This is a genomic window from Enterobacter sp. MGH 4 (assembly GCF_000534735.1).
Lineage (GTDB): Bacteria > Pseudomonadota > Gammaproteobacteria > Enterobacterales > Enterobacteriaceae > Enterobacter > Enterobacter intestinihominis.
In genome coordinates this window covers 742,256-765,958 of sequence record NZ_KI973289.1, presented here as the reverse complement: position 1 = coordinate 765,958, position 23,703 = coordinate 742,256, and the positions used below count along the sequence as shown (strand labels likewise).

The window sequence follows — 23,703 nt, the reverse complement described above, 5'->3', positions numbered from 1 at the left end:
TCTGGTTGTTGGCCGTCTTACTCTTTAACCGGGGGCCATTCCCCTTCATATTTATAAATCCACAGGGAATAGATTTTCAGAAACTCTGACAAAAAGAACAAAAAGCCATTTAGCCAGACATTCATCACGCCCGTGAAACTTAACACCAGGGGAAAAAGGGAAACTGAGTAGCGAAATCCAACCAGACGCAGTATTTCCTGGTAGAGCGCCAGTCTTCTCGCGTATAAATTCCGGGCGAAGAAGCACCATGCTGAGGCAATAAAAGAGAGCAACAACAAGAAATCGAGAATAAAGAAAAGAATAACCAGAGCGCTATACCCACCAGCAGACAGCGTGTTCACAACCGTACTGAAGGCGTGTATATCGGAAATAAAAGGGATTCTGTCATGTCGCACGGACTGGGCACAATAGAGCACAATGGCCAGGGCATCCATGCATCCCCAGAAAACGAAAACCTTATCTCTGGCGTTCATGACAGTTGAGCAATCACTTAACCGGCGCGGGTGGCCATTCGCCCCCCTTCTGGATGAGCTTCTCTTTTATTTCGTTTAATTTCTCGTATTGCTCACTGCCTCGGTCAAGTCCATTCAGCGCGTCCGCGAGCGCATTGCTCATCGACCAGCCATTTTTGGCCTTAATTGACGGATCCGCTCCCCGATCGAGCAGCAACAAGACATGATCGTAAGCCTGGTTATCCAGCGCATCAAACACCAGCGTTTTACCCAGTGAGTTGGTTGAGTTGACGTCAGCACCGCGATCGAGCATGGCTTCCAGCGTCTCTGTATTTTTCGCTTTAAGCGACTGGAAGACGATCGGTTCGTGGAAAACCTTATCTTTCACGTTGGGTGAGAGGCCACCGTCCAACATCGCGTCGATCCAGTCCGCACTGTCTCCCTTTAGGGCAAATTCAGCAGGACTGCTTTTTCCCTGCGGTCGAGGCTGGAGCGGATCTGCGCCATCCTTAACTAGCAACGTAATCACCTTTAAATGGCTCGACGTTTTTTTATCATTAATTGCGTTGCCAAGGGCCCAGAAAAGCAGGGTCATATCCTGCTTTCCTGGTTGATTAAGGTCGCTGTCTGGCGCAAGCGTCTTCACCGCATCGACGTCGCCTTCCTCAATCGCTTTCGCCAGTTCAAGCTGCTGGCCGCTGAAGTAGTCCTGTGGATTAAGGTCCATATCCTGCTTACACCCCTGAATCATGAATAAAAAACATAACGCGACAAAAGCCATCAACCCTTTTTTCACAATCGACTCCCGATTATCGAAATATCCTCATCCTTCTGTTGCTCTATGCAATCAATCGCTTGATTAATTCCGTGGCGGTCCAGCGCGCTTCCGGTTCCACCGGGAAGATCATGGGATATTCCGGCAGCATTAGGGCTCAGCGCAGAGATTTCCTCTTTGAGGATCCACGAAGGGACATGCCCTTTCATCGTTTTCAGATCTTCCCAGGGGTTAACTTCCTGAATCTTCGTCAGCAGTTCACCTTCAACCCGATACGCCTGGATATTATCCGTACTGCCTAATATCTTACCGCCGTATTTTTCTACGGTTCCGGCATTGAGGCCGGCGGCGTTAAACGTCCACCCCGCTTTCCCGCTGCCCATAGAGGTTGCAGAGGCGAGACCACCGCCAAGGGAATGACCGGCAATATCAATATTCTGCCCTGACCTTGCCAGCTCCTTACCGATACTCACGGCCTTTTTATAATAATCTGAAGCCATACCCATGCCCTGTGAGAAGTTATTCGACCAGTCAGCCCCGTTTACCACCTGCGCCAGTTCCCCTTTGGTCAGTAGAGAGGAGACATTCTCAGACAGAGAGGCGAAACCAGGCTCGCGCGATCCCCTGAATACCAGCGTGGGGTTCATATCTGCACCAAACACTTCCGGCTTCGGTTGATAGACGCGCGCCAGAAAATTGGGGGACGTATCATCGTCAAAGAGCATGGATTTGTTCAGCCCGAACTTTCCTAACAGCGCATCGTCATTACTGATATCTGTCCATCCCTCCGGCACGTCCGGTGTGGTTTCGAGCGGGTTCACGGTCTTATAAATATTTTCCGCAAGCTTCGCTTTTTCCACCGCGATATTATTCGCTGCCAGACGTTTCGCGGCGATCTGGGCATCCGGATAAAGGCTATTGCTCCCCTTCGCAATCAGATCCTTACGCGCCTGCCAGCGTTCTGCTTTGGTCATCTTCTGAAGCTGCCCGGCATAGGTTTTACCGTCCTTGCCGGGAGTAGGTTCATCCGGCACCTGTGCCGTTTTAGATTTCACTACCTGTTTTGGCAGTACCGTTGGCGCAGGGCGAGATCCGTACGTTCTCACCATGGTTTCGTAGCGGTCAACAATCGTACTCACCGGATACCAGCCCAGGCCGACCAGCGAGGCAGCCTGGAGTTGCCCTTTGGCGTTGATATAAAAAATTTCCGTTACAGATGACCAGTCACGAAAACTTTCGTCAATAGCAACCACTCTGCCCATCTCTAAATCCTGCGCGATCAGCGTGCGGGTATCGCGCCCGGACTGATAAGGATTCGCACCGGTGATCGTGCGCAGCAGATCGTAGCGCGTGAAGAGCGAGCGCAGCGAATGGTCGGGAACCGACATAATCCACTGTCCGGCAACGGACGGGCGGATTATTTTCGCAAACAGCGCTGGCGAGACGTTCTCGTGGAACAGATAGACAAACTTGATGTTATACATTCGCTCCGTCCTGTTACCCGCAGGCTTACGGATTCACCAGCCAGGTGCCTGGCTTCGCAATATCCAGCGTCTGGGTACGCGTTCTTCCATTGCCTTCCAGTTCAATGCGGGTCTCGCCTGCAGGCAGTTTCAGCGATGCGTAACCGTTATTCCCCGGACGCAGCGCTTTCGGCTCGCCGTTCACCTTCAGCGTCTCGCCATCAAGCATGCGGATATAGACCAGCGCGACCGGGCTGGCGTCGACAGGCGACGCACTCTGCTGCGCCGTAGCAGGTGGCGCTACCGGCTCGCTCACGTCGGCCGTTGCCGGTCTGGTTTCCGCTGCGGCGGAGGTTTCAGCCGGAGGACTCACGGCAGGGGTTTGCGCCGTCTGCGCTGGCGTTTCCTGGCTGCCGCCGCCGAACAGCATCGCACCGGCAACCACCCCAACCAGCACGCCCGCGGCCACCAGCCCCGGAAGCTTGTAACGTCGCCAGTCCAGCGCGGAAGCAGATGTCTCCTCTTCCACCGGCACCAGCATCGTGCCGGTCTTCTTCGCGGTCAGCACCTCGTCGATACCGGCGACGGGCATCTCGATCAGCGCCGCAAACTCTTCGATGGATTGCGGACGGTCTTCCATATGCAGCGCCAGCGCCTTGTCGATGGCCTGAAGCAGCGGAATGGAATACCCCTGCGGCATCAGCTCCACCAGTGGTTTGCAGGTGTCCTGAATCGAACGCACCACGCTGACCGGTGGCGGAGAGCCGACGATGAGGGTGCGCAATACGGCGCCGAGCGCGTAGATATCCGTCCACGGCCCCTGCTCGCTTTCATTGTCGTCGGTATACTGCTCGATAGGCGCGAACCCCGGACGCAGCATGGTTTCCGTCTCATCCGAGAGATTACCGATGGTGCGGCGCGCCGATCCGAAATCAAGCAGCACCGGCAGGCCGTTATCCTGAATCTGAATGTTATCCAGCGAGATGTCGCGGTGCAGGTAGCCCTCATCGTGGATCGTTTTGATGGCGCCGAAGAGCATTGGCAGCATGCGGCGGATCCACGCCTCGTTAATCAGCTCCGGTTTCTCTTCGCGCAGACGCGACAGCGTGGTGCCGCTGTAAAACAGCGTCCCCATATAGGCCGTGTCGTTTTGCACCCAGAAGCGCAGCACGTGCAGCAGGTTCGGGTGGTTAAAGCGCGCCAGCAGGCGGGCTTCCTGGATGAAGCTGTTCAGACCGGCAGAAAACGCTTTGCCGAAGCGCTCGCTGCGCAGCACCAACGTCATATCCTCGCCGCGCACGGCGAGGGAGGAAGGCATAAACTCTTTGATAGCGATAGTGCGTTCGAGCTGGTGATCCCAGGCGCGATAGACGATGCCGAATCCGCCGCCGCCAATCACCTCTTTTATCTCAAACTCATTGAAACGGTACCCGACCGGGAGCGCGTTTGGGACAGTCCGATTGTTATCATTATCCGTCATCTTTTACAGTTCTCTTGATGATTATTACGCGGCAAACTGACAGTGGAACTCGCCCTGCTCGCAGGTGACATGCAGACGTCGGTACTGCTCGTCGCTGCGGCTGGCGGTAAGTAAAATCTGGCTCATCTGAGGCAGCAACGTATTGGTCAGAATCGCATCCACCATACGCCCGCCCGACTCAACCTCGGTACAGCGCTGAACAATCTGTTCGACCACGCTGTCGTCAAATTCAGAAATAATATTGTGATTCTCTTCCAGACGACGCTGAATGCGCCTGAGCTGAAGACGCACAATCTGCCCCAGCATCTCGTCGCTCAGAGGGTAATACGGCACCACCAGCAGGCGGCCCAGCAGCGCAGGCGGGAACACCTCCAGTAGCGGCTGGCGCAGGGCGCCACTTAACGCATCAGGATCCGGCATCAGTTCCGGGTCGGCGCACATGGCTGCGATCAGCTCGGTACCGACATTAGAGGTCAGAATAATAATGGTGTTACGGAAATCAATGTGACGCCCTTCGCCGTCCTCCATCCAGCCCTTGTCGAAGACCTGGAAGAAGATCTCGTGCACGTCCGAGTGCGCTTTTTCAATTTCGTCCAGCAGCACCACGCTGTAGGGACGGCGGCGCACGGCCTCGGTTAAGACGCCGCCTTCACCATAGCCCACATAGCCCGGAGGCGCACCTTTTAACGTCGAAACGGTGTGCGCTTCCTGGAATTCACTCATGTTGATGGTAATGACGTTCTGCTCGCCGCCGTAAAGCGACTCCGCCAGCGCCAGCGCGGTTTCGGTTTTGCCCACGCCGGACGGCCCGCAGAGCATAAATACGCCGACCGGTTTGTTCGGATCGTCAAGCTTCGCCCGCGAGGTTTTTACCCGACGGGCAATCAGATCCAGACCGTGACGCTGACCAATAACCCGCTGGTTCAGCGTATTAGCCAGGTTCAGCACCGCGTCGATCTCATTTTTCACCATCCGGCCCAGCGGGATCCCGGTCCAGTCCGAAACTACCGCAGCCACCACGTTTTCATCGACCGCGGCAAACAGCAGCGGTTCGTCACCCTGTAAGGTCTTCAGCGCCTGCTGCTGTTCTGTCAGCTGGCCGCGCAGTTCAGCCGTATCCTCATCACTCGCAGCAAACAGTGCGGCACGCAGACGGATAATTTCCTGCACCCGCGTGCGCTCTTCTTCCCAGCGACGAGCCAGGGCCTCGCGTTGGGTTTCGAACGCGTCACGTTCGGCGCTTAATGTCGCCACGCGCGCCGGATCGCCCGCCCCCACGCGCGCTTCACGTTCGGCAATCTCCAGCTCCACGTCCAGGGCCGCCAGATGACGCAGGCAGTCTTCCAGCTGGGCAGGCGGCGCGCTCTGGCTGACGGCCACGCGCGCGCAGGCGGTATCCAGCAGCGCCACCGCTTTATCCGGCAGCTGACGCGCAGGAATATAGCGATGCGACAGTTTCACCGCCGCGCTGACCGCTTCGTCGAGGAGTAAAACCTGATGATGAGTTTCCAGCGGCGACACGGTGCTGCGCAGCATCAATACAGCTTTCGCTTCATCCGGCTCGTGAACCTGTACGGTCTGGAAACGGCGGGTCAGCGCCGGATCTTTCTCAATGTATTTTTTGTATTCCGCCCAGGTGGTCGCGCCGATGGTGCGCAGTTGCCCACGCGCCAGGGCAGGCTTGAGCAGGTTAGCGGCATCACCGGTACCCTGCTGGCCGCCAGCGCCAATCAGGGTGTGGATCTCATCGATAAACAGAATAATCGGCGTGGCGCTGGACTGCACCTCGTTAATCAGCGCCTGGAGGCGCGCCTCAAATTCCCCTTTCATGCCCGCTCCGGCCTGAAGCATGCCGATATCCAGCAGCCACAGCTGAACGTTTTGCAGCGGCTCAGGCACGTCGCCGTCAGCGATACGCAGCGCCAGCCCTTCCACCACCGCCGTTTTCCCGACGCCAGCTTCCCCGGTCAGCAGGGGGTTGTTCTGGCGACGACGCATCAGAATATCGACCATCTGGCGGATCTCTTCATCGCGCCCCACCACCGGGTCAATTTTCCCATCCCGGGCGCGCGCCGTCAGATCCTGACCATACTGCGCCAGCGTGCCCTGCGCAGCCGGTACTGCCCCGGCAGCTGCGTCCGCAGCGGCGGCGGCCTGCTGGCTCTCTTTGCTGCTGGCGCAAATAGCGTCGAACTGCTCGATCAGCACCTCGACGTTAAGACGGGTGAACTGCGCCGAAATACTTTTCAGCACGTTAGCCAGATTCCACGTTTTCAGTATGCCGATCAACAAATGGCCGCCGCGGATGCGGCTGACGCCAAACTTCAGCGAGCCGTAGACCCAGGCGCGCTCGACGGCGCTGTCGATATGCTCGGAAAGATCAGAGACGGAACTCGCGCCACGCGGCAGGGCATCCAGCGCCGCCACGATATCGCGCGTCAGCTGCTGTTCATCAAGGGCGAAGTGACGGATGACCTGTTGCAGATCGCCATCCTGCTGCTGCATCAGCTGATGCAGCCAGTGCACCAGCTCAACGTACGGGTTGCCGCGCAGCTTACAGAAGGCAGTCGCGCTTTCCAGAGAGGTAAATAACAGCGTATCCAGTTTGCCGAAAAGCACGGCACGGCTAATTTCTGACATGTTAGTTTCCATTAACAATGATTCGGTATACGGAAGGATTATCGCTCTGCGCGATACACCAGATCGCCACGCGGAACAGGCTGAGGCTGAAGGCCCAGCCAGGTGTTGTACCCTAATCGCCCGGCGCTGCCGAGCGTGGCGCCCTGCACCGCATCGGCGCGCAGGATCACCCGTGTTTCCCATTCAAATTCCACCCCGGCGTACTGTCGCACCCAGTCGCGTAGCTCGGTGACCCACCCTTCGCCCGGCAGAAAACGGTTGTATTCGTCTGCGCTCAACGGGCCAATCTCAAGACGAAATTTATGCTGCACGTCGCGTACCGCAATGCCAAGAAAAGCGGAATCCCCCATGCGCGGCAGGCGACGCCCCTCACCCAGCTGTGCCTGCTCCCGCGTTGAGAGCGGCATCCACTGCGGTACATTGGCCACCAACCTGACCGGAATGTTGAAATAGTTGCGCAGGATCTTCTCCAGCCCTTCCGGGTCCCGCCCGTGGCGGGTCAGGTGCCCGGCGTGAGTAAAGCGGGCATGCGGGCTCAGGCTGCCTTTCGACATCTGGCCGGGCTGACCCATGCCAATCAGCGATGCAAGATACCCTTCGAAGCGCCTGTTGTCGTCGCGATCCAGTGAAACGGCAGGCTGCGCGTCCGCCCAGGCGCGGTAAAACAGCAGCGTCAGGCGGTGGTGAAAGAGGTCGGCAAACGCGCTGAGGCTGTGATCCTGATGATGATGAATACGCTCGCGGGCATACTCGGTCATGTGCACCGGCAGCGGGCCGTTAGGACCAAACAGGCCGAAGCTCAGAATGGAAACCTCATGCAGTCCGTTCTCTTCCCGCTGCCGGACCTCGGCAACCGTTGACGGCGCAAACCCCATTGAAGGCTGCTGACCAATACGCAGCGGCTCAAATTTAGGCAGCGGCGCGCGCCCCAGCGGGTAACGTTCACCGCCCTGGGCATCAATACGTCTTAACAGCTGAAACAGATCGTAGCGCCACGGCGTCTCGCGCACTCCGCGCCAGTACGCATCGGGCAGCGGCGTCAGGCGATGCACGCGCAGCGTTGCAGGGGCAACTTCACTCATACCAGCGCCCTTTTACCCATGCGCGGCGCCCAGTAGCCGATTTCGCCGCGCTGCTGGCTCTTGAGCGTGAACTCCGTAAAGCTGTTGATGGAGACCAGGCGGGCAAAAAGGCGTTCCAGCACGCTGCCGAAAAGCCACGGGCTGGCACCGGAAAAGGCGCGTTCGTCCACCGTCAGGGTGATGCCGATCCCGCGGGCGAACACCACCGGGCCGGGTTCCGGCACGCGGCGGTGCACCGGCTCCAGCACGCAGTGACGAACGCCATCCACCTGACGGGCAACCGGCGTCTCGGCGAGGTTAGCGTACAGCCCTAACAGCTGACGCAGCGCGGCAGCGCCCTCTTCGTTTTCGCTGTCCATCAGGCTGAGGTAGTTCATTTGCAGCTGGCTGATGAGCCGCCAGGTACTGAACCCTTCCGCCAGCGCCGGACGCGGCGGCGTCGGGCCTTTACGCAGGGTTAACGCCTTCACCGGCATGGAGTCTGCCATAATAAACTGCCCAAGCTCCTGCTGGAGCATCAGCGGCAGGTCGCGGCTGGTACACAGCACCTCGGCGGAAATGTAGCGCAAATTCTCCTGCCACGGCGCGTGCTGCGCATCCACCAGCGAGACGAAGACCTCCGAGCCGATATAGCCCGTGCGGGTGCCGTAGCGCAGCGCGTGTTCAGACAGGACGCGCTGTTCACGGCGCAGTGAAAAATAGGCGCCGTAGTTGCCCGCGTCTCCGCTCCAGGTACTCCAGAACGGACGAAACGTCTGGTCGTCCCGCTGACCATCCGCACTGGCATAGATTTTTTTCACAGCATAAATTTCATAATCCAGCGGGCGGATGTTATCCACCACCAGATGGTATTCATGCTGGCTTTCGCTCAGCTTCTGCCGGGCCGCCACTTTCGGGAACAGGTTGATCACCGGGGTACAGTGCAGCGCCATGTGGCTGGCATCCACCACGCGCTCCAGCTGATCGTCGCTCTTGTCGAGCAGAATGAAGATATCAAACGCTTTTTCGTCTTCGCAGCGCTGGATCAGCTTGCCCAGCCCGCTCAGGCTGATGAAGCGAAAACGCGCCGGGAACGCAAAGTACTCCTGCAACAGGCGATAGCCGTCGAAGTTACGCAGATCGTCCGGGAGCAGCGCCTGATCCGCATCAAAGCCTTCCTGACGCAGGGCGTCAGACGACAGCAGCTGGCGCTGGGGCTGCTTGCTGACCGTCTGGCAGACAATACCCGCGTGGTGCTCCATCACCAGCTCCAGCAGCTTCAGCGCCTCGATGTCCGGGCCGCTCAAGAAGAACTCCAGGCGGTCAAAATCCAGATGCCCGAGATGCTGCGGGCCATCGCAGGCAATGCGGATCCGTAAGGCGCTGCTGATCCCCCGCTGGCTCAGGCCGAGCTGGGCCAGCGGCAGATCGGCGGGAACGCCGCCCAGCTCGATCCGCTCAATTTTTAACGGCAGCAGGTTGACCTCGTGCGCCGTGGTATAGCTGCACGTAACGCCGGTTTTTTTCAGCGCCAGGCTGTCCATCATGGTGCCGCGCGGCACAATAAAGCCTTTGCTCAGGTCGCCCCGGCTGCTGTCGGGCTGAATTTCAGCGATCGCCATCGACGGCGTAGGCGCCAGATAATTTGGCGCAATCATCTCCAGCATACGCTGTGAAAAGCGTGGAAATTCGGCGTCCATTTTCATCTGCACGCGGGAGGTCAGGAAGGCGAAACCTTCCATCAGGCGCTCTATGTACGGATCCGCCACTTCGATGCCGCGCATGCCGAGCCGCCCCGCCACTTTTGGGTAGCGTTCGGCGAACTCCGCGCCCATCTCGCGCAGATAGGCCAGTTCACGGTTGTAATATTCGAGCAGTTTGCTTTCCATAATTACCCCGCATCCTTCAGTTCAAAATGGCCGTTCTCAAGATCGACGTCGGTGCGAAAGAGAAACTCCAGCGGATACGGTACGCACCACAGGCGGCCTTTGATTTCGATAGACAGCACGTTGTGCAGATCTAATGAGGAGGTATCGGACACGCAGCGAACCTGAAGCCCCTGCGGCAGGATCCGCGGTTCAAAGTTAATAATCGCTTCGGTGAGCTTGCGCTGAATGTCGTGCCATTCGATATCGGACATTCTTTTCCCCGCCAGCGGCGCCACGCCAAAGTTAACGACGGAACGGCTCACCTGCGTCAGACCACTCAGATCGCTGGAGGCATCGTGGTTAATGGTGTTAAACAACCACTGTAAATCCCGCAGGACGTTACGACGCAGCGCGGCGTGGGTAATCAGATTACTGTTGGCGGACTCGCGTTTTTTTTCCGGATCGTTATCCGTCAGGCGATCCAGCAGTGACGGCTGCATTTTGTCGCGTGCCCCCACTTTCTCCTGCCTGCTGCGGGCCTGCCAGCCGCTGCGCAGCAGATCGCCTTCGCCAGCGGGATTACTCATCCGCGCCATCCGCGGCGAACGTCACCAGGCTCAGGGGGAGCAGCGGGCTTTCGCTTTGCTCGCTCAGCCAGGCTTTCTGCCCCATGCCTTCATACAGGGTGCCGTCATCGTCGAGTGGAAGCCACTCGGTGGTGCGCCCCAGCTTAACGCTGTCTGGCGCTCCGTCAGCAAACGGATAACGCGCCGGGATCTGACACACCTGCTCGGTGCCGTCCGTGAGGCGGACCAGCGCATGACGCCACACCAGATCGGTCACGCTGTCCGGAGCCTGAAAACGGATCGTGTCGATGGCGCAGAACGGCACCCAGAAATAACGGCCATTGACCAGGGTTTCACACACCGGCCCCAGACGGGCATCGCCGTCCATCAGCCATTCAAAGGTGTGGCTCTCTTCATTCTCCAGCGTGACCTGCCCGCGGCTTGCCGGGGCCTGTTCGAGTGCTGCCAGGCGCAGCGTTTGCGCATGCCCTGCGCTTTCGCTCAGCGCCTGGGCTAACGTCGTCAGCCACGGCCACTGCGCCTCGGGCATTGCCGGTCGTACCTCTCCCGCGAACACGCGCGCCCGCTGCTGTTCACCCTGAATGGCCTGCTCCAGCAGCGTTACGGTTGGTTTTGCCTGCGGCTTCAGCGCCAGCCAGCTTTTCAGCTGGGTCAGGGCGCGCGCCCAGTTGCCGCTGAGGATCAGAAACTGCACAAACGCGGCGCGCAGATCGGCATCCGCCGGACGAGCTTTGATTTCGGCTTCCAGGCGAAGCAGCGCGTCGCTAATCGACTCACCCGCCAGACGTTGATAAAGCGTATTCATAGCCCCTCCTTAATTCGCCGCGCGCCAGGCGCCCACAGCCGGATCGCGTAGCTGCGGACGCAGCGTGTCAATCAGAACAACGTTCAGCTCCGCGCCCGGTGCAACCCATGCGCTCCAGATCTTCTTCACCTCTGCGATACGCGCCTGGAGTCTGGCGTCGTCGCTGGCGATCTCACGGGTGATTTCCACCGCCACCGTGCCGTTGCTCTTCCAGCCGTTCAGGGTGCTGTCGTACGGCAGGATCATCCAGCTCTGATCGCTGTTCGGGGTGCTGAAGACCATGCGCTCTTTGTTAACGGAGGTAATCAGCGCCTTTTCAGGATCGACCGCGTTGTTCAGTCCCATCACCGGGAAGCCGTGAATGTAGGTGACCGGAATCGCTTTCTGCGTCCCGTTACGATTCTGCGTCACCACGGTGTGGCCGCTGAGCCAGCTGCCGTTGCCGCAGCGAGTGGTGTCGGAATCGGGAATAAACATCGCTGGCGCGGAGGAACCGCCCTCCCAGAAGGTGCGCAGGTGGCAACCGTCCTGAAGGGTGAACTCCTGCCATGGCGTACGATCTGCCGCCACGGTGTGCGTCTCCGGATTCTGGTCAGGCGGTAGCAGCGCGCCTGAGGTGGTGGTCGTTGCCGCCGCCGTTTCCTGCTGTTTCACCACCAGCGCCCAGTCCTGAGCTTTAGCCGCTGTGCCCCGGGCAAGCGTCGTGCCTTCCGGATCGTTAAGCGTCCAGTTCAGGGTATTCAGCTTGCTGCACTGGTGCTCCAGCAGCGAGCCAAGGCGCGGCACGAAGTTTTCCAGCACCGAAACCTCTTTCTTGCCGTTCGCCACGATACGCAGCGCCACGTCCGCCTTACACCAGCTTTGCGGCGTATTGTCTTTAATGTTGTCGATCCAGATATCCAGCTTCTGCGCAGGAGACTGCACGATGCGGAAGTTTTCAGCCTGTGCGGTGGTCGCCACCGTCAGAAGAGCCAAACCCGATAGCCAAAGTTTCATATCAATCCTTGTGTGTCTAATCAGTTCCGCAGGGAAGAAATTGTGCTGCGTCAGAGAGCGTATGCAGCAAAGTGGTGTCCTGAGGGTTGCCCATCCACACCGCCACGGCGGTATAGTTATCCTGAGCTTTGCCCTCCTGTTCAGCATTCTTTTGAATGATTTGGTTCATCAAGGTCAGCCACTCCTGTGGCGTATTGACCATGTGCAGCGACTGTTTCATCTGCTCTTCGCTGACGCCGTGCCAGAAACCGTCGGTGCAGAGTAAAAACGCATCACCGTCTTCAACCTGCACGACATCGCTGTAGCTCGCTTCCGGTCCGCCATTCTCAATACCCAGCGCCAGATACAGGAGGTTGCTGTTGAGATCGTCGGTCTGATGCCCGGCATCTTTCATCTGCTGCACCAGGCTGTGGTCGGTGGTGACGTGCCAGAGCCAGCCGCGGCGAAACAGGTACAGGCGGCTGTCTCCAGCGTGCGCCCAGTAAGCCAGACGGTAATCCCTGTCGATAAACAGGCTGACCAGCGTGGTACCCATCCGGCGATAGTCCTGCATGGCCTGTTGTTCGCTGAGGATGGTGCGGTTCGCCGTTTGGACGTAGTCACGAATATGCTGCGCATTCAGGTGCTTGTCGCCGTCAAAGCGGGAAATAATGCTATTGCGGGCCAGCTCAGCGGCCACCTCGCCGCCCGGCAGGCCCGCAATGCCGTCACAGACGACAAAGCAGGCTGAACGTTCCCCGATGGTTTCTCCCGTCTGATCCTGGTTGCTGGCGCGCGTCCCCTGGCGGGAGAGAGAAGCCGTTGCGATATTCATTTTTCTTCCGATCCGCTTTGTGAGTCTTTGTACTGATTGACCTCCATGTCATAGGCATGGAGGAAGGCTTCGCCAAACAGGGTATGGAAGTCGTCCTCGATCTCGCCCGCCGTCTCGCCATAGCTGCGAACAAAATAATCCCACAGCGCGGCTTTACGGCTGCCCGGCAGCGCCAGGCGTGACGTCATTCCGTTCTGTTTCGCCTGCTCTTCCAGCTGTTCCGGGTTAAAGGATTGCAGCATGGCGGCGATAATGGCGCGGATACCGGAGATCATCCCCAGCTGGTGCGCCTGCAGATCGATCAGCGCATCACGCACCGATTTGGTCGGCGGCATAAAGCCCGGCATCGGCGTGCCGAACATCTGGATCAGGACCGTTTTACCGGTTGGCAGCAGCTTGAACGGGTTGTTGGCATCGTCGAGCACCATGGTCATATCAGCCTTCACCCCACGCTTGAGGATGGAGCGCGAGGAGAGCAGCGCCACGGTCCCCTGCGAGAACATGCCCAGGATCTGCCCCAGCTGACGCATATTTTCCCGGTCAAACTGCGGCACCGGCTGCATTTCGCTCAGGCCCATGCCCTCCAGCAGCGCCTCCAGCAGTTCGCCCTGAAGCACCTCGCCCCGCTCGCCGGTCTGCGCGGAGGCGGCAGGCGATGCAGCGTTTTTAACCGGGTCGATACGCAGGCGGCCTTTCGGCGCCTGCGCGTTGCTGCGCGCCACGGCCTGCGGTGTTGGCATGGTGAAGCCAGCGTAATCGGGACGCGCGGGCTCCTCTTCCGCGCGCGGCGCGTCCTGTGGTTCAGTCGGTTCCGGATCGAACAGCGGTGAGCTGGCAAGCGCATCCTCTTCCTGTGCGGCTTGCGCTTCAGGCTTTGGCTCCGGCTTATCTGCCACGATTTCATCCGGATGGGTTAACGGCGCGCCGCCCATCAGGCCGAGGGGGTCATCGTGACGCGCGGCAGGTGCGCTCGCCGACCCGCCAAACAGGGCTAACGGATCGAGTTCGTCCGACGCCTCTTCCTTTGGCTGGGCAGGTTTGCTTTCGTCCGGCTGTACCAGCGTTGAAGGGGTGACATCGTCAAAGATGCTCTCTTTTTTAAACAACGCTTCATCGCTGAACAGCGTGTCCGGGTCCACGTTTTTACGTTCAAGCGACGGATCGGCATCGTTGAACATCGCCAGCGGGTCTTCGGCATTCCGCTCCGGGGCCGCAGGCTGGGAGAACGGGTCGTGGGACGCGGCGGGTTGTGGCTTTGCCCGGTTGCTGGAGATGCTGTCGGAGATGGAGAACTCCTGCATCAGGCTGTCCCAGATTTCCGACGGCACGGCCGTAGGTTCAGCTTTTCCGCGCGGCGCGGCGCTGGCCGGTTTCGGTTGTGCCGCCGGAGCAGGTGTCGCCGCTGGGCGCGCCTGCTGCATGCTGGCCGCCATGCGGCTTACGGGCTGGGTGTCGTGAATGAGTTCGCTGACTTCAATGCGATAATCATCAATACCGAGAATATCCCCATCCTGAAGCTCAACCTGACGCCCACGCTCCAGCGGAATATCATTCAATACCACGCGGGTGACGCTGCCACGGTTCGTGACGCGACATTCGCCGCTGGCGTCGACGTGAACGATGGCCTGCAAACGCGAGATGGTGCGATCGTTGTCCGGCAGCACCAGATTGTTATCCGTACCGCGCCCAATGGTGCCGCCCGGGGCATAAAAATCACAGCTGCTTTGCGGCGGCTGATGACCGGGTTTCGTAGAAATAATCGTGAATCGCATGGCGTATTCCTGCTGGTATGATTAGCGCTCAAACGCTGCCGCTCTCGGGGATGAGAACGGCGGGGTTTGGGGGTTAAGCTTACAAAATCAATCATAAAGACAATGAAAAATTATATCTCATTAATACTGGTCAAAATTAAAAGCAGTATAAAAATAGCCATTGTGAATTTAAGTTTTTTGTCATATGAATAAACCCAGGATAGTTCAAAGCCGGACAAAACATCATGACATGTATGAGACTGAAGCCTTCGAGAGTCAGTTAACTTAACGCTCTTACCCCGTAATAACCTTGATAAAATTGTGACGCGTAAACCGAAGCCCCAGAACCCCAACCCTTCCCAAACTTGATAATCTCCTTCTCTTAATAAACCTGCTTGCGTTAATGAATTATATATTCCCGAAATTTCACTTGAGTATTTTCGATAATCAATATAAAAACTAACCATCAGGATTAAGAACAAGGCAAAAAGAAAAAATACAAGAATGGAGAAAGCATTATTAACAATCACATTACTCTCTATTGAATAAAATCAGCATTCAAATGCTGACACTATTGAGTCGATAATAATAGTTGGTAACAAAAGGTTGACAAAAGCTATTTAACGGCTTACTGAAAAAACAATACCTACAACAAGCCACAGCGTAAAAAGCATTGCCTGAATGATATAAAGTCGGTGCAGTTTTAACATCCAGCTAATTCGATCTTCCGGTAAAGACTGAACAAACTGATAGGCTTCACCCTTAACATTCCTGCCCTTGGTGAACTTCATCTTCACGCCTTTGCGAAGACGAATAAACCGGATTATTTTTTGATAATTCACCAGTGAACCAAAAAACGATGCATGATTTGCCATCAGGTCGATATCATAACCTTTTGGCGATATTCAGAGAGAAGTCGCTTATAATCCGACTCGTGTTTTTTAAAAAACCGAGAACTGTAAACACCCATGATTACAATGTTAATAAATAAAAGCACAAGAAGCTATAACGTTATATTTACCATGCATAAAGATGACATGCTTTTAGTGTCCTGTAGCAATCAATAAGAACAATAGAAGCATTAAAAAGACAACAAAAAGTGTCATCCTGTAAAACATTTTTATCCATGAGAAATCGTATATCGATGATACTAATGCCTCTGCCTCCGGAGGAGGATTTTTTTTTCTATTTTGCTTTGTGGCCTTTCCAGCCAAAATCCTTTTCATAAGGAACACTCGATGCGCAAATCCGGGAAGACCAAGTTGTTCATAAAAAAGATAATCGTTTACATCTAAATATTGCTTATCACTCAAAAGATGAAATGATTTTGATAGCTCCCGTGAATATTTACGATAAAAATAAAAATAGAAACACAAAGAAGTAAACAATCCTAAAAAAACTAATAAAAGCAATATTAAACGCAAATCTCCATACATTTATTCGTCCCCAGAAAAAATCAAGTTACTAATCCCTTCACCCAATTCAGCCCCTCCTTTAGTACCCATCCAGGCTCCCGCAGAAGTAGCGCCTAGTCCTACAACAATTCCACACACAAGGGCACCAGTACCCATCGTAGGTATTCCCATTGCACCGCAAAGAGCGCCAGTACCTAAAGACGCAGCCCAGGCTCCTCCCGCAGCACCAAGCGTACCTCCACCAAACTTACTATATTCAGTAACAGCAACTTTTCCACATTCATCTTCACGATCGACAGTACAGGCTTTATAAACATCATTAGAAGTATTCAAAAAAGAGAAACCTAGTGAGATCCAGCCCCCTGCTTTCATAATACTAGCCGCGCGAGAAGAGCGTACAATATAATCTGAATATCCAGGGATCGCGCCGATACCAACCGTACTCCATTCATGGACGATAGAGCGGCTTGATAAGTTCAATGCTTTTTTAATATTTTCGTAGGTTTGAATCTTAAGTGTTAGCTTGCTTACGTTATTTAATAAAGGTTTTAGCTGAGAGAATAACGCCCTTCTTTCCATATAAAACTGCTGACCAATTAAAGAACCTTGGGATATAAACTGATTCTGATAAGTCTTCTCAATTTTAATGAGTATATTTTCAATTTGCCTGAAATATTTCTCACCTAAATCACCAGCATTCCCAGCTAGTTTATCACCTAAAGAAGTCAATGCAGAAATATTGTCATAATTAGCGTGGAGATACTCTGCAACCGATGTGTTTAATGATGCCAGCGCATGGTTAATTTTCTGTTTTGCCCTGGAAAGAATACTCAGTTGCGATGACTGATTCGTGTTGTCTGGGTCAGCCACGATGAGTAACTGCCCTGGTTTCAACCAAGGTGTGTCATTGTTTATTTGCATAAAGTATCTAGCGGCTTCGCTATTGACATTATTAAACAATAATCGAGCTTGATAATCTAAAGTTCCAGGATGTTGGACCACACAGTAGCCCGGGCTAACGGTTGAACGATGTGTCATATTTAAACCCTTTAATCAACACACATAGTTGTCCAGAGTTTGCAGTGGTGAATTGTTTAATTATTTTATAATTAAATAAACATTCAAACGCCGATGCACTCTCGAAAACACCGAGGTTTGAAAATTATATCATTCACTTGCCGTTAAAAGTAACTCGCAACTTATACCTTTCTTTAATATTAACCGTGCAGCATATCGAATAGCAGTTTTTTCATTGACAATCTTCAATACAACATCATACTCACTTTTGCGCCAGTCAACCTCATTCAGACGAATACACTCCTCTGTAATCAAGATATGCATTGCTGGAAGTTGGTCATGAGAATTAATAGTTTTCCATTGATTACCAACGCGTTTCATTACAGATGGTGCGTAAACTGATACAGGCCCAATAAAATTTGAATCCAGCCTGATATCAAAACAAGGGATTTTGTTTTTTTAACGTAACAGAAAGTTTCTTATACTGTGCAGGTGGTGAAATGCAAGCACTACAGGCTAATGCGATTGATATTACGTTTAACTCTCTAATCATCATTCACCTGCAACATATTTGGAATCAATCATCATGACCGGGGAGGTTCCCCGGTCATGGATGAACAATTACGCTTCTTTGTTTTCTTTAATGTTCCAGCCAGCGCTGCTTTCAGCACCTTTACCACCGGCAGTGGTCTGCTCCCAGTACTGCTGTTTCACTTTCGCAGCCTGGAATGCATAGGTCACGCCAACGGTATCGCCGTTGTCGGCACCGGTGTACTGAACGGAAGTCACGAGAACGTCTTCCAGGGTGATGCGGGTATATTCAACCTGCTGACCACCCGCTTTGCAGACGGACAGTTCAACTTTGGTCAGGTGCTTACCGCTTGCGCAGTGTTTCAGGATTGCTGTAGTGGATTTGTCGATCAGAGCGTTAACGTGCAGATCGTTAAAGTTAACCTTACCGGCACCGCCGCCGCCACCAACGCTCATATTACCCGGCTGGGACGCGCCCCAGGAGAAGGAGGTAATATCAGTCCAGCCGGTGTGGTTAGAATCTTTAGATTCGCCCGTAACACCCTCGACCTTCAGAAACATATCAATAGCCATAATATCTACTCTTCGTGGATGAACAATATTGCTTTCGAAAAAGCCCTTATATGGCAAACAGGAAAGCATGGGGCTGAATAAAACCGTCCATATTTTACCTCTGCCTCATATCAAACGACCCGTGTCATTTGACAGTCTTACATTCCCCCTGAATGAACGGAAAGAATGTGAAGTCTTTTACTACGGCGGATTATCCTGAATCCAGGTACGATCAGGATCGCCAATGATGAGCTGCGGAACCAGTTTATTCAGTTCGTCGCTATGATAAAGACGTAGACAATTTAAGGTTACGCCTTTTACATCAGGTTTACGCTCCGAGTGGAAACCATTAATTTGGTTTTTATACTTCCCAATAATGGCGTTAACTTTGTCAGTACCGTTTTCAGCATCAAACGGCATCCACTCAATAAATGCACTCGCACTGCGGGCCGCATCAGCAGAAAATTGACTGCCTTTATCTGCAACCTGCGCAAGGCAGCGCGCCAGGACCAAATCTTTTACCACCTGCCGGTATGTTTGCTGCTGATAAAAATCAACGTAAGGGTTGTCACCGCGAGCAGAAAAAGATAAGCAAGTGAGCAAAAGAAATACGGTCTTTAAACACCTGAATATAATTATTTTAATTCCCAAAACCAGATTTCCTGACAGTACGGAAAGCAATCGGAGTTACATATAAACGAATTATTACTCAGAGGCTCGATAAGGTCGATATGACCACCGCCATACCCATCAATTTTATTGAAGAAAACAACACCTTTTCGGCCCAACATTGAGCGTGCACCAGCCTCGCGGTCTTTAAAGATTTCTGCCTTGCCAAACACATGGGATTTATAAAGCTGATCGGCAAGTAATTTTGCGCCAGGCTCGATTGTTTTTCCCTTATAGGGACCGGTCTTTATGGGTAAACGCCCTGTAAATTCAACATTGCATTTTAACAATGCCAGGCTCATTCTTACCGCACAGGTATTTTCGTATGCCGGTTGTTGCTTGATAATCGTCGAATAATCGTAGCCAATTTCTGAAAAAACCTGTTCACCCGAGGCAAAACCCGCGCGTGTGTGATTTGAAGAGTAATGCTGACGTTTAAGTTGTTCGTATAATGGTCTCATTTGTCACTCTCCTTTTTTGCACGGGCGTAATTCTTTCATGCCGTCAATGATGATTTTTGAAGCGCGCTCCTCGCCTTTCTGTTTCGATAAGTTCGCAAAACGAGAATAGAGAAACTCATGTATTGTATTTGGCAAAAAAGGCCTGCCCTTGCACCATGCAGTGCCCTCAGACGCGTCGACTACGCCGAGAAGATACATATTTGCCTTAATGCGTTCACGTTCATTCGTTTTCGACAGCCAGGCTTTAGCAAAACGCTCTGCACTCAGATTTAAATCGTACCCTGTTAACAGCGTCGGATCGCGTTGGAAGTTTGATGTGTCATCCTGAGGCAATGCTTCCGCTTGAGGGTATTTGTAATTTCCTGCCTCCGCGCTTGCGAGAGTAGAAACTGCCAGCAAACTGGTCGCGATCAAAAGTATATGTTTCACCGTCTATCCTTATTCACTGACAGAAACAAGCTAAGCTCTTCCGCTCAAATTGCCGGCCCCTTCGGGCCGGCAATCATCATTACGCGTCCTTCGTCTTCAGCGACGGCAGTTTAGATACCAGACGCAAGGAAACGGTCAGGCCTTCCAGCTGGTAGTGTGGACGCAGGAAGAACTTCGCGGCGTAGTAGCCCGGGTTGTCTTCAATTTCCTGCACCTGCACTTCCGCAGCCGCCAGCGGTTTGCGAGACTTGGTTTCCTGGGAGGAGTTAGCCGGGTCGCCGTCCACGTAGTTCATCACCCAGTCGTTCAGCCAGCGTTCCATCTCTTCGCGCTCGCGGAAGGAGCCGATTTTGTCGCGCACGATGCACTTCAGGTAGTGAGCAAAACGACAGCAGGCAAACAGGTAAGGCAGACGGGAGGCCAGGCGCGCGTTAGCGGTGGCATCCGGGTCGTGATACTCGGCCGGTTTTTGCAGGGACTGCGCGCCGATGAAGGCGGCGAAGTCGGAGTTTTTACGGTGAACCAGCGGCATAAAGCCGTTTTTCGCCAGCTCGGCTTCACGACGATCGCTGATGGCGATCTCGGTCGGGCATTTCATGTCCACGCCGCCGTCATCGCTCGGGAAGGTGTGGCACGGCAGGTTTTCCACCGCCCCGCCGGACTCCACGCCGCGAATCGAGGTGCACCAGCCGTACTCTTTGAAGGAACGGTTGATGTTGGCGGCCATCGCGTAAGCCGCGTTCGCCCAGGAGTAGCTGTTGTGGTTTGCGCCGTCGGTCTGCTCTTCAAAGTCAAAGCTGTCGACCGGATTGGTGCGAATGCCGTACGGCAGACGCGACAGGAAGCGCGGCATGACCAGGCCCAGATAACGGGCATCTTCCGATTCACGCAGTGAACGCCAGGCGGCGTATTCGGTGTTCTGAAAGATTTTTGTCAGGTCGCGTGGGTTAGCCAGCTCCTGCCAGGACTCCATCTGCATCACGCCCGGCGCGGTGCCGGTGATGAACGGACAGTGGGCCGCAGAGCCGATGCGCGCCATCTCGCCCAGCAGCTCAACGTCCTGCGGGCTGTGGTCGAAGTAGTAGTCGCCTACGATGCAGCCAAACGGCTCGCCACCGAACTGGCCGTACTCCTGCTCGTAGATTTTTTTGAAGATCGGGCTCTGGTCCCAGCCCACGCCCTTGTAGCGCTTCAGGGTGCGGCCCAGCTCCTGCTTGGAGATGCTCATAAAGCGGATCTTCAGCATCTCGTCGGTTTCGGTGTTGTTCACCAGATAGCTCAGCCCGCGCCAGGCGCTCTCCAGCTTCTGGAACTCCTCGTGGTGAATGATCTGGTTCACCTGCTGTGAAAGCTGCTCGTCAATACCGGCAATCAGGTTCTGAATGGTGCGGTAGGTATCGTTTGAGAAGGTCACGGTGTTTTCCAGCGCCTGCTGCGCCAGGGTTTTTACCGCGCTTTCTACGGCAGAGCGCGCCTGATCGGTTTTCGGGCGGAACTCTTTATTCAGCAGCGCGCTGAACTCGTCCTGGCTGAAGGCCTGGCCCGCCTGCTGATCGTGTTGTTGAGTCTGGTTGCTCATCGATTATTCCTCGCTACCTTTCGCACTTTCGTCATTTTTTGGCATCTGGCTTAGGGATTTGAGCAGCGTCGGATCCTGAAGGATTTTTGCAATCAGCTCTTCCGCGCCGTTTTTGCCGTCCATGTAGGTCAGCAGGTTAGAGAGCTGGGTGCGCGCTTCCAGCAGCTTGTTCAGCGGCTCAACCTTGCGGGCCACCGCGTCCGGCAGGAAGTCGTCCATACTGTCAAAGGTCAGATCGACGTTGAGCTTACCTTCGCCGGTCAGGGTGTTATCCACCTGGAACGCCACGCGCGGCTTCAGCGCCTTCATGCGTTCGTCGAAGTTGTCGATGTCGATTTCAAGGAACTTACGCTCGTCGACGGCTGGCAGGTTTTCCACCGGCTTGCCAACCAGATCGGCCATAACGCCCATCACAAACGGCAGCTGAATTTTGCGTTCTGCGCCGTAGATCTCTACGTCGTATTCGATCTGCACGCGGGGAGCACGGTTGCGTGCGATGAATTTCTGTCCACTGTTACTCATTGCCATGATGTTCTCCATCAAAGATGCGCGGTGAAGGTGAAACGGCAGACTCCATGCCTGTCGTCATAATGCCAGGACGCGTCATTCGCGGCGTCCAAAGATGTTTTCCAGTTGGTTAACGCCGTCTGGCGCCAGGTCGCGAATAATGTCCATAAAGTTGAGTTCAGACAGCCGCTGCACCCGTTCAATCATCAGCGGTGCGGGGTGGCTGGGTTCGTACTGCGCAAAATACTGTTTCGCTTTTTCCAGCATCAGCTGCGCGTCGGCGCGGCTGGTCACCTGCACGCTGCGCCAGTCCGTCACCTGCTGAACGGGCGACGCGGTCACCGGCTGCGGCTCGGCGTGCTGCTCAGCCTGCGCGTCACGGTTCGGCAGCAACTTGCTGATATCGGTCACCTGACAGGCGCTCGAAACCTGCCCGACGGTTTTCTGCAGCTGTTCCATCTCCGGTACGCCACTTTCCCCGAGATAGCCGGTAAGCAGTTCGCGGATGGCGAGCAGGCGTTCGTTGATCACGATTACCGCTTCGGTGCCGGGCTGATCGCCCCGGGCCAGCTCATCGATCAGTCGTGGACGACCGCCCGGATAATCCGGACACTCTGTTTTACTGCCGTCAAGCAGCGCCTGGGCGTCACGGAGCGAAATCTCATCGCCGTTAGAGCGGAGCAGTGAGGCGTTACGCACCGCAACCGTCAGGTCAGATTTATCGCTCAGCCCGGCGAGGGCGTTAATGCGGTAGAACGGATCGGTTTCGCCATACTCTTCCAGCAGCGGGTAAAGTCGCTCCCAGTAACGGGACAGGGCTTCCTGCACCAGCAGTAGCCCGTCGGCGTAACCTGCCAGCCCGCGACGACGCGTCCAGGCATGGGTTAACGCCAGCATGACGCGAAGATCTTTGGTGCGGCCCAGCAGGCTGGTGGCGAGTCTTTCCACCGTGTTCCAGTCGGCAGGCTCTGCCGGAATGATGGTGTCGCCAAACTGCTGTTCGGCTTTGCCCTGACTGGCCTGCCCCATGGCCTGGAAATCAGCGTCGTACTCCAGGTTTTCACCGCAGGGGTTATCGGGGCTTATCGGCGCGAGAAATTCATCGATATTCATAAGATCCCTGCTTATTCAAACATAGGCGGGTAAAGACCGTGGCGGCCCGGACGGGCGCCGCCTGCCGGATCGAACAGCAGCGTAAAGAGCTGCCCGGTGAAGTTTCCGCTGTGGACGTGGGTGTAAAGCGGATAGCCGTCGCAGCGGTTTGTCCACCAATAGCTGGTCTGGCGCAGCGGATCAAAACACTCCGCCGCCTGCGGCCAGCCCAGCGTGCTCTGACCCTCGTCGTCATAGCCAATCACGTCGAGAATGTCGGAACGCTTTTGCGGCTCAACCGGCTGGGGCGCCGGGATGGTCATCAGCATTTCATCCAGCTGGGAGGCAGAATAGCTGTTACGTACCGCGTGCAGCCCCAGACGGCCAAGCTGCTGGTACCAGCTTTCAGCCTGCCCGAGCAGACGGGATGACCACTCGGCCGGGGTGAAGCTCAGTTGCAGGCATACCGGATAGTGACGGCCTACGCTGTCACGGCCCGGTAGCAGGCAGCCCATCTGAATCATCTGGCTACCAAGCATCGGCGGGACGACAAAGTTCCACACCGGGGCTTTAGAAAACGGGCGCTCACCGCTGCGCTGCTCTTCCTGTTGCCAGGCCAGCAGGCCGACCTGAAACCAGTGCGACCACTGGCGTTGCAGGGTATCCGGAAAGCGACGCTGCAAAAAATCTCCGGCGCTGGGTAATTTGCCATACCAGCTATAACGGTTCATCGCAGGGGTATTCGTCATACGGCTGTCC

24 protein-coding genes are annotated in these 23,703 nt (G+C 55.2%); all 24 read right to left on the bottom strand.

The window, feature by feature from the left end; all coding sequences use genetic code 11:
* Positions 1-17: 17 nt before the first annotated feature.
* Entirely contained in the window at positions 18-434 is a 417-nt protein-coding gene (locus L350_RS18625) for a hypothetical protein (RefSeq protein WP_022648397.1), read from the bottom strand.
* Positions 435-486: 52 nt separating this feature from the next.
* Positions 487-1,248 (bottom strand): ankyrin repeat domain-containing protein, encoded by a 762-nt coding sequence (locus L350_RS18630; RefSeq protein ID WP_023300316.1) that lies wholly within the window; start codon positions 1,246-1,248, stop codon positions 487-489.
* Complete coding sequence (locus L350_RS18635) at positions 1,245-2,711, bottom strand: Tle-like phospholipase domain-containing protein (protein WP_032624087.1); 1,467 nt, start codon at positions 2,709-2,711, stop codon at positions 1,245-1,247. Before L350_RS18635 ends, L350_RS18630 begins: the two co-directional genes overlap by 4 nt.
* Positions 2,712-2,736: 25 nt before the next feature.
* Positions 2,737-4,170: a serine/threonine protein kinase gene (locus tag L350_RS18640; RefSeq protein WP_023306450.1), complete on the bottom strand. Its 1,434-nt coding sequence runs from the start codon at positions 4,168-4,170 to the stop codon at positions 2,737-2,739.
* Between the two features lie 24 nt (positions 4,171-4,194).
* On the bottom strand, positions 4,195-6,810 hold the full coding sequence (gene tssH, locus L350_RS18645; RefSeq protein WP_032624086.1) for a type VI secretion system ATPase TssH: 2,616 nt from the start codon (positions 6,808-6,810) through the stop codon (positions 4,195-4,197).
* Positions 6,811-6,848: 38 nt separating this feature from the next.
* The gene (gene tssG / locus L350_RS18650; RefSeq protein WP_032624085.1) at positions 6,849-7,892 is read right to left on the bottom strand and encodes a type VI secretion system baseplate subunit TssG; all 1,044 of its coding nucleotides are present in this window, start codon (positions 7,890-7,892) and stop codon (positions 6,849-6,851) included.
* A complete protein-coding gene (gene tssF / locus L350_RS18655; RefSeq protein WP_023300321.1) occupies positions 7,889-9,760 on the bottom strand; it encodes a type VI secretion system baseplate subunit TssF in 1,872 nt (623 codons plus the stop codon). Before tssF ends, tssG begins: the two co-directional genes overlap by 4 nt.
* 2 nt (positions 9,761-9,762) lie before the next feature.
* Positions 9,763-10,326, bottom strand: a complete 564-nt coding sequence (tssE, locus tag L350_RS18660) for a type VI secretion system baseplate subunit TssE (RefSeq protein WP_015570336.1) — start codon at positions 10,324-10,326, stop codon at positions 9,763-9,765.
* Positions 10,319-11,131, bottom strand: a complete 813-nt coding sequence (locus L350_RS18665; RefSeq protein ID WP_032624084.1) for a type VI secretion system accessory protein TagJ — start codon at positions 11,129-11,131, stop codon at positions 10,319-10,321. The genes tssE and L350_RS18665 overlap by 8 nt, the downstream gene beginning before the upstream one ends.
* 9 nt (positions 11,132-11,140) lie before the next feature.
* A complete protein-coding gene (locus L350_RS18670; protein ID WP_032624083.1) occupies positions 11,141-12,127 on the bottom strand; it encodes a hypothetical protein in 987 nt (328 codons plus the stop codon).
* Between the two features lie 16 nt (positions 12,128-12,143).
* Entirely contained in the window at positions 12,144-12,941 is a 798-nt protein-coding gene (locus tag L350_RS18675; protein WP_032624081.1) for a PP2C family protein-serine/threonine phosphatase, read from the bottom strand.
* Positions 12,938-14,713, bottom strand: coding sequence for a type VI secretion system-associated FHA domain protein TagH (gene tagH / locus L350_RS18680; RefSeq protein WP_032624080.1), 1,776 nt, complete (start codon positions 14,711-14,713; stop codon positions 12,938-12,940). Before tagH ends, L350_RS18675 begins: the two co-directional genes overlap by 4 nt.
* A gap of 110 nt (positions 14,714-14,823) precedes the next feature.
* Positions 14,824-15,222, bottom strand: coding sequence for a hypothetical protein (locus L350_RS24150; RefSeq protein ID WP_126292142.1), 399 nt, complete (start codon positions 15,220-15,222; stop codon positions 14,824-14,826).
* A gap of 90 nt (positions 15,223-15,312) precedes the next feature.
* Entirely contained in the window at positions 15,313-15,567 is a 255-nt protein-coding gene (locus L350_RS24595) for a hypothetical protein (RefSeq protein WP_072202182.1), read from the bottom strand.
* 561 nt (positions 15,568-16,128) lie between these two features.
* Entirely contained in the window at positions 16,129-17,145 is a 1,017-nt protein-coding gene (locus tag L350_RS18685) for a hypothetical protein (RefSeq protein WP_023306455.1), read from the bottom strand.
* Positions 17,146-17,274: 129 nt separating this feature from the next.
* Positions 17,275-17,505, bottom strand: a complete 231-nt coding sequence (locus L350_RS24145) for a hypothetical protein (RefSeq protein WP_123906481.1) — start codon at positions 17,503-17,505, stop codon at positions 17,275-17,277.
* A gap of 240 nt (positions 17,506-17,745) precedes the next feature.
* Positions 17,746-18,228 carry an Hcp family type VI secretion system effector gene (locus L350_RS18690; RefSeq protein ID WP_014884229.1) on the bottom strand — a complete coding sequence of 161 codons (483 nt, stop codon included), beginning with the start codon at positions 18,226-18,228 and terminating at the stop codon, positions 17,746-17,748.
* A 180-nt stretch (positions 18,229-18,408) separates the two neighbouring features.
* Complete coding sequence (locus tag L350_RS18695; RefSeq protein WP_050595054.1) at positions 18,409-18,858, bottom strand: T6SS amidase immunity protein Tai4 family protein; 450 nt, start codon at positions 18,856-18,858, stop codon at positions 18,409-18,411.
* Positions 18,843-19,337, bottom strand: coding sequence for a T6SS effector amidase Tae4 family protein (locus tag L350_RS18700; RefSeq protein WP_022648411.1), 495 nt, complete (start codon positions 19,335-19,337; stop codon positions 18,843-18,845). Before L350_RS18700 ends, L350_RS18695 begins: the two co-directional genes overlap by 16 nt.
* A 3-nt stretch (positions 19,338-19,340) precedes the next feature.
* Positions 19,341-19,766: a Rap1a/Tai family immunity protein gene (locus L350_RS23000; protein ID WP_032624078.1), complete on the bottom strand. Its 426-nt coding sequence runs from the start codon at positions 19,764-19,766 to the stop codon at positions 19,341-19,343.
* Positions 19,767-19,845: 79 nt separating this feature from the next.
* Entirely contained in the window at positions 19,846-21,345 is a 1,500-nt protein-coding gene (gene tssC / locus L350_RS18710; protein ID WP_006810956.1) for a type VI secretion system contractile sheath large subunit, read from the bottom strand.
* A 3-nt stretch (positions 21,346-21,348) separates the two neighbouring features.
* Positions 21,349-21,873, bottom strand: coding sequence for a type VI secretion system contractile sheath small subunit (gene tssB / locus L350_RS18715; RefSeq protein WP_022648413.1), 525 nt, complete (start codon positions 21,871-21,873; stop codon positions 21,349-21,351).
* A gap of 75 nt (positions 21,874-21,948) precedes the next feature.
* Positions 21,949-22,965 (bottom strand): type VI secretion system protein TssA, encoded by a 1,017-nt coding sequence (gene tssA / locus L350_RS18720; protein ID WP_032624077.1) that lies wholly within the window; start codon positions 22,963-22,965, stop codon positions 21,949-21,951.
* Between the two features lie 11 nt (positions 22,966-22,976).
* Positions 22,977-23,693 (bottom strand): type VI secretion system-associated protein TagF, encoded by a 717-nt coding sequence (gene tagF, locus L350_RS18725; RefSeq protein ID WP_006810959.1) that lies wholly within the window; start codon positions 23,691-23,693, stop codon positions 22,977-22,979.
* Positions 23,694-23,703: the final 10 nt, after the last annotated feature.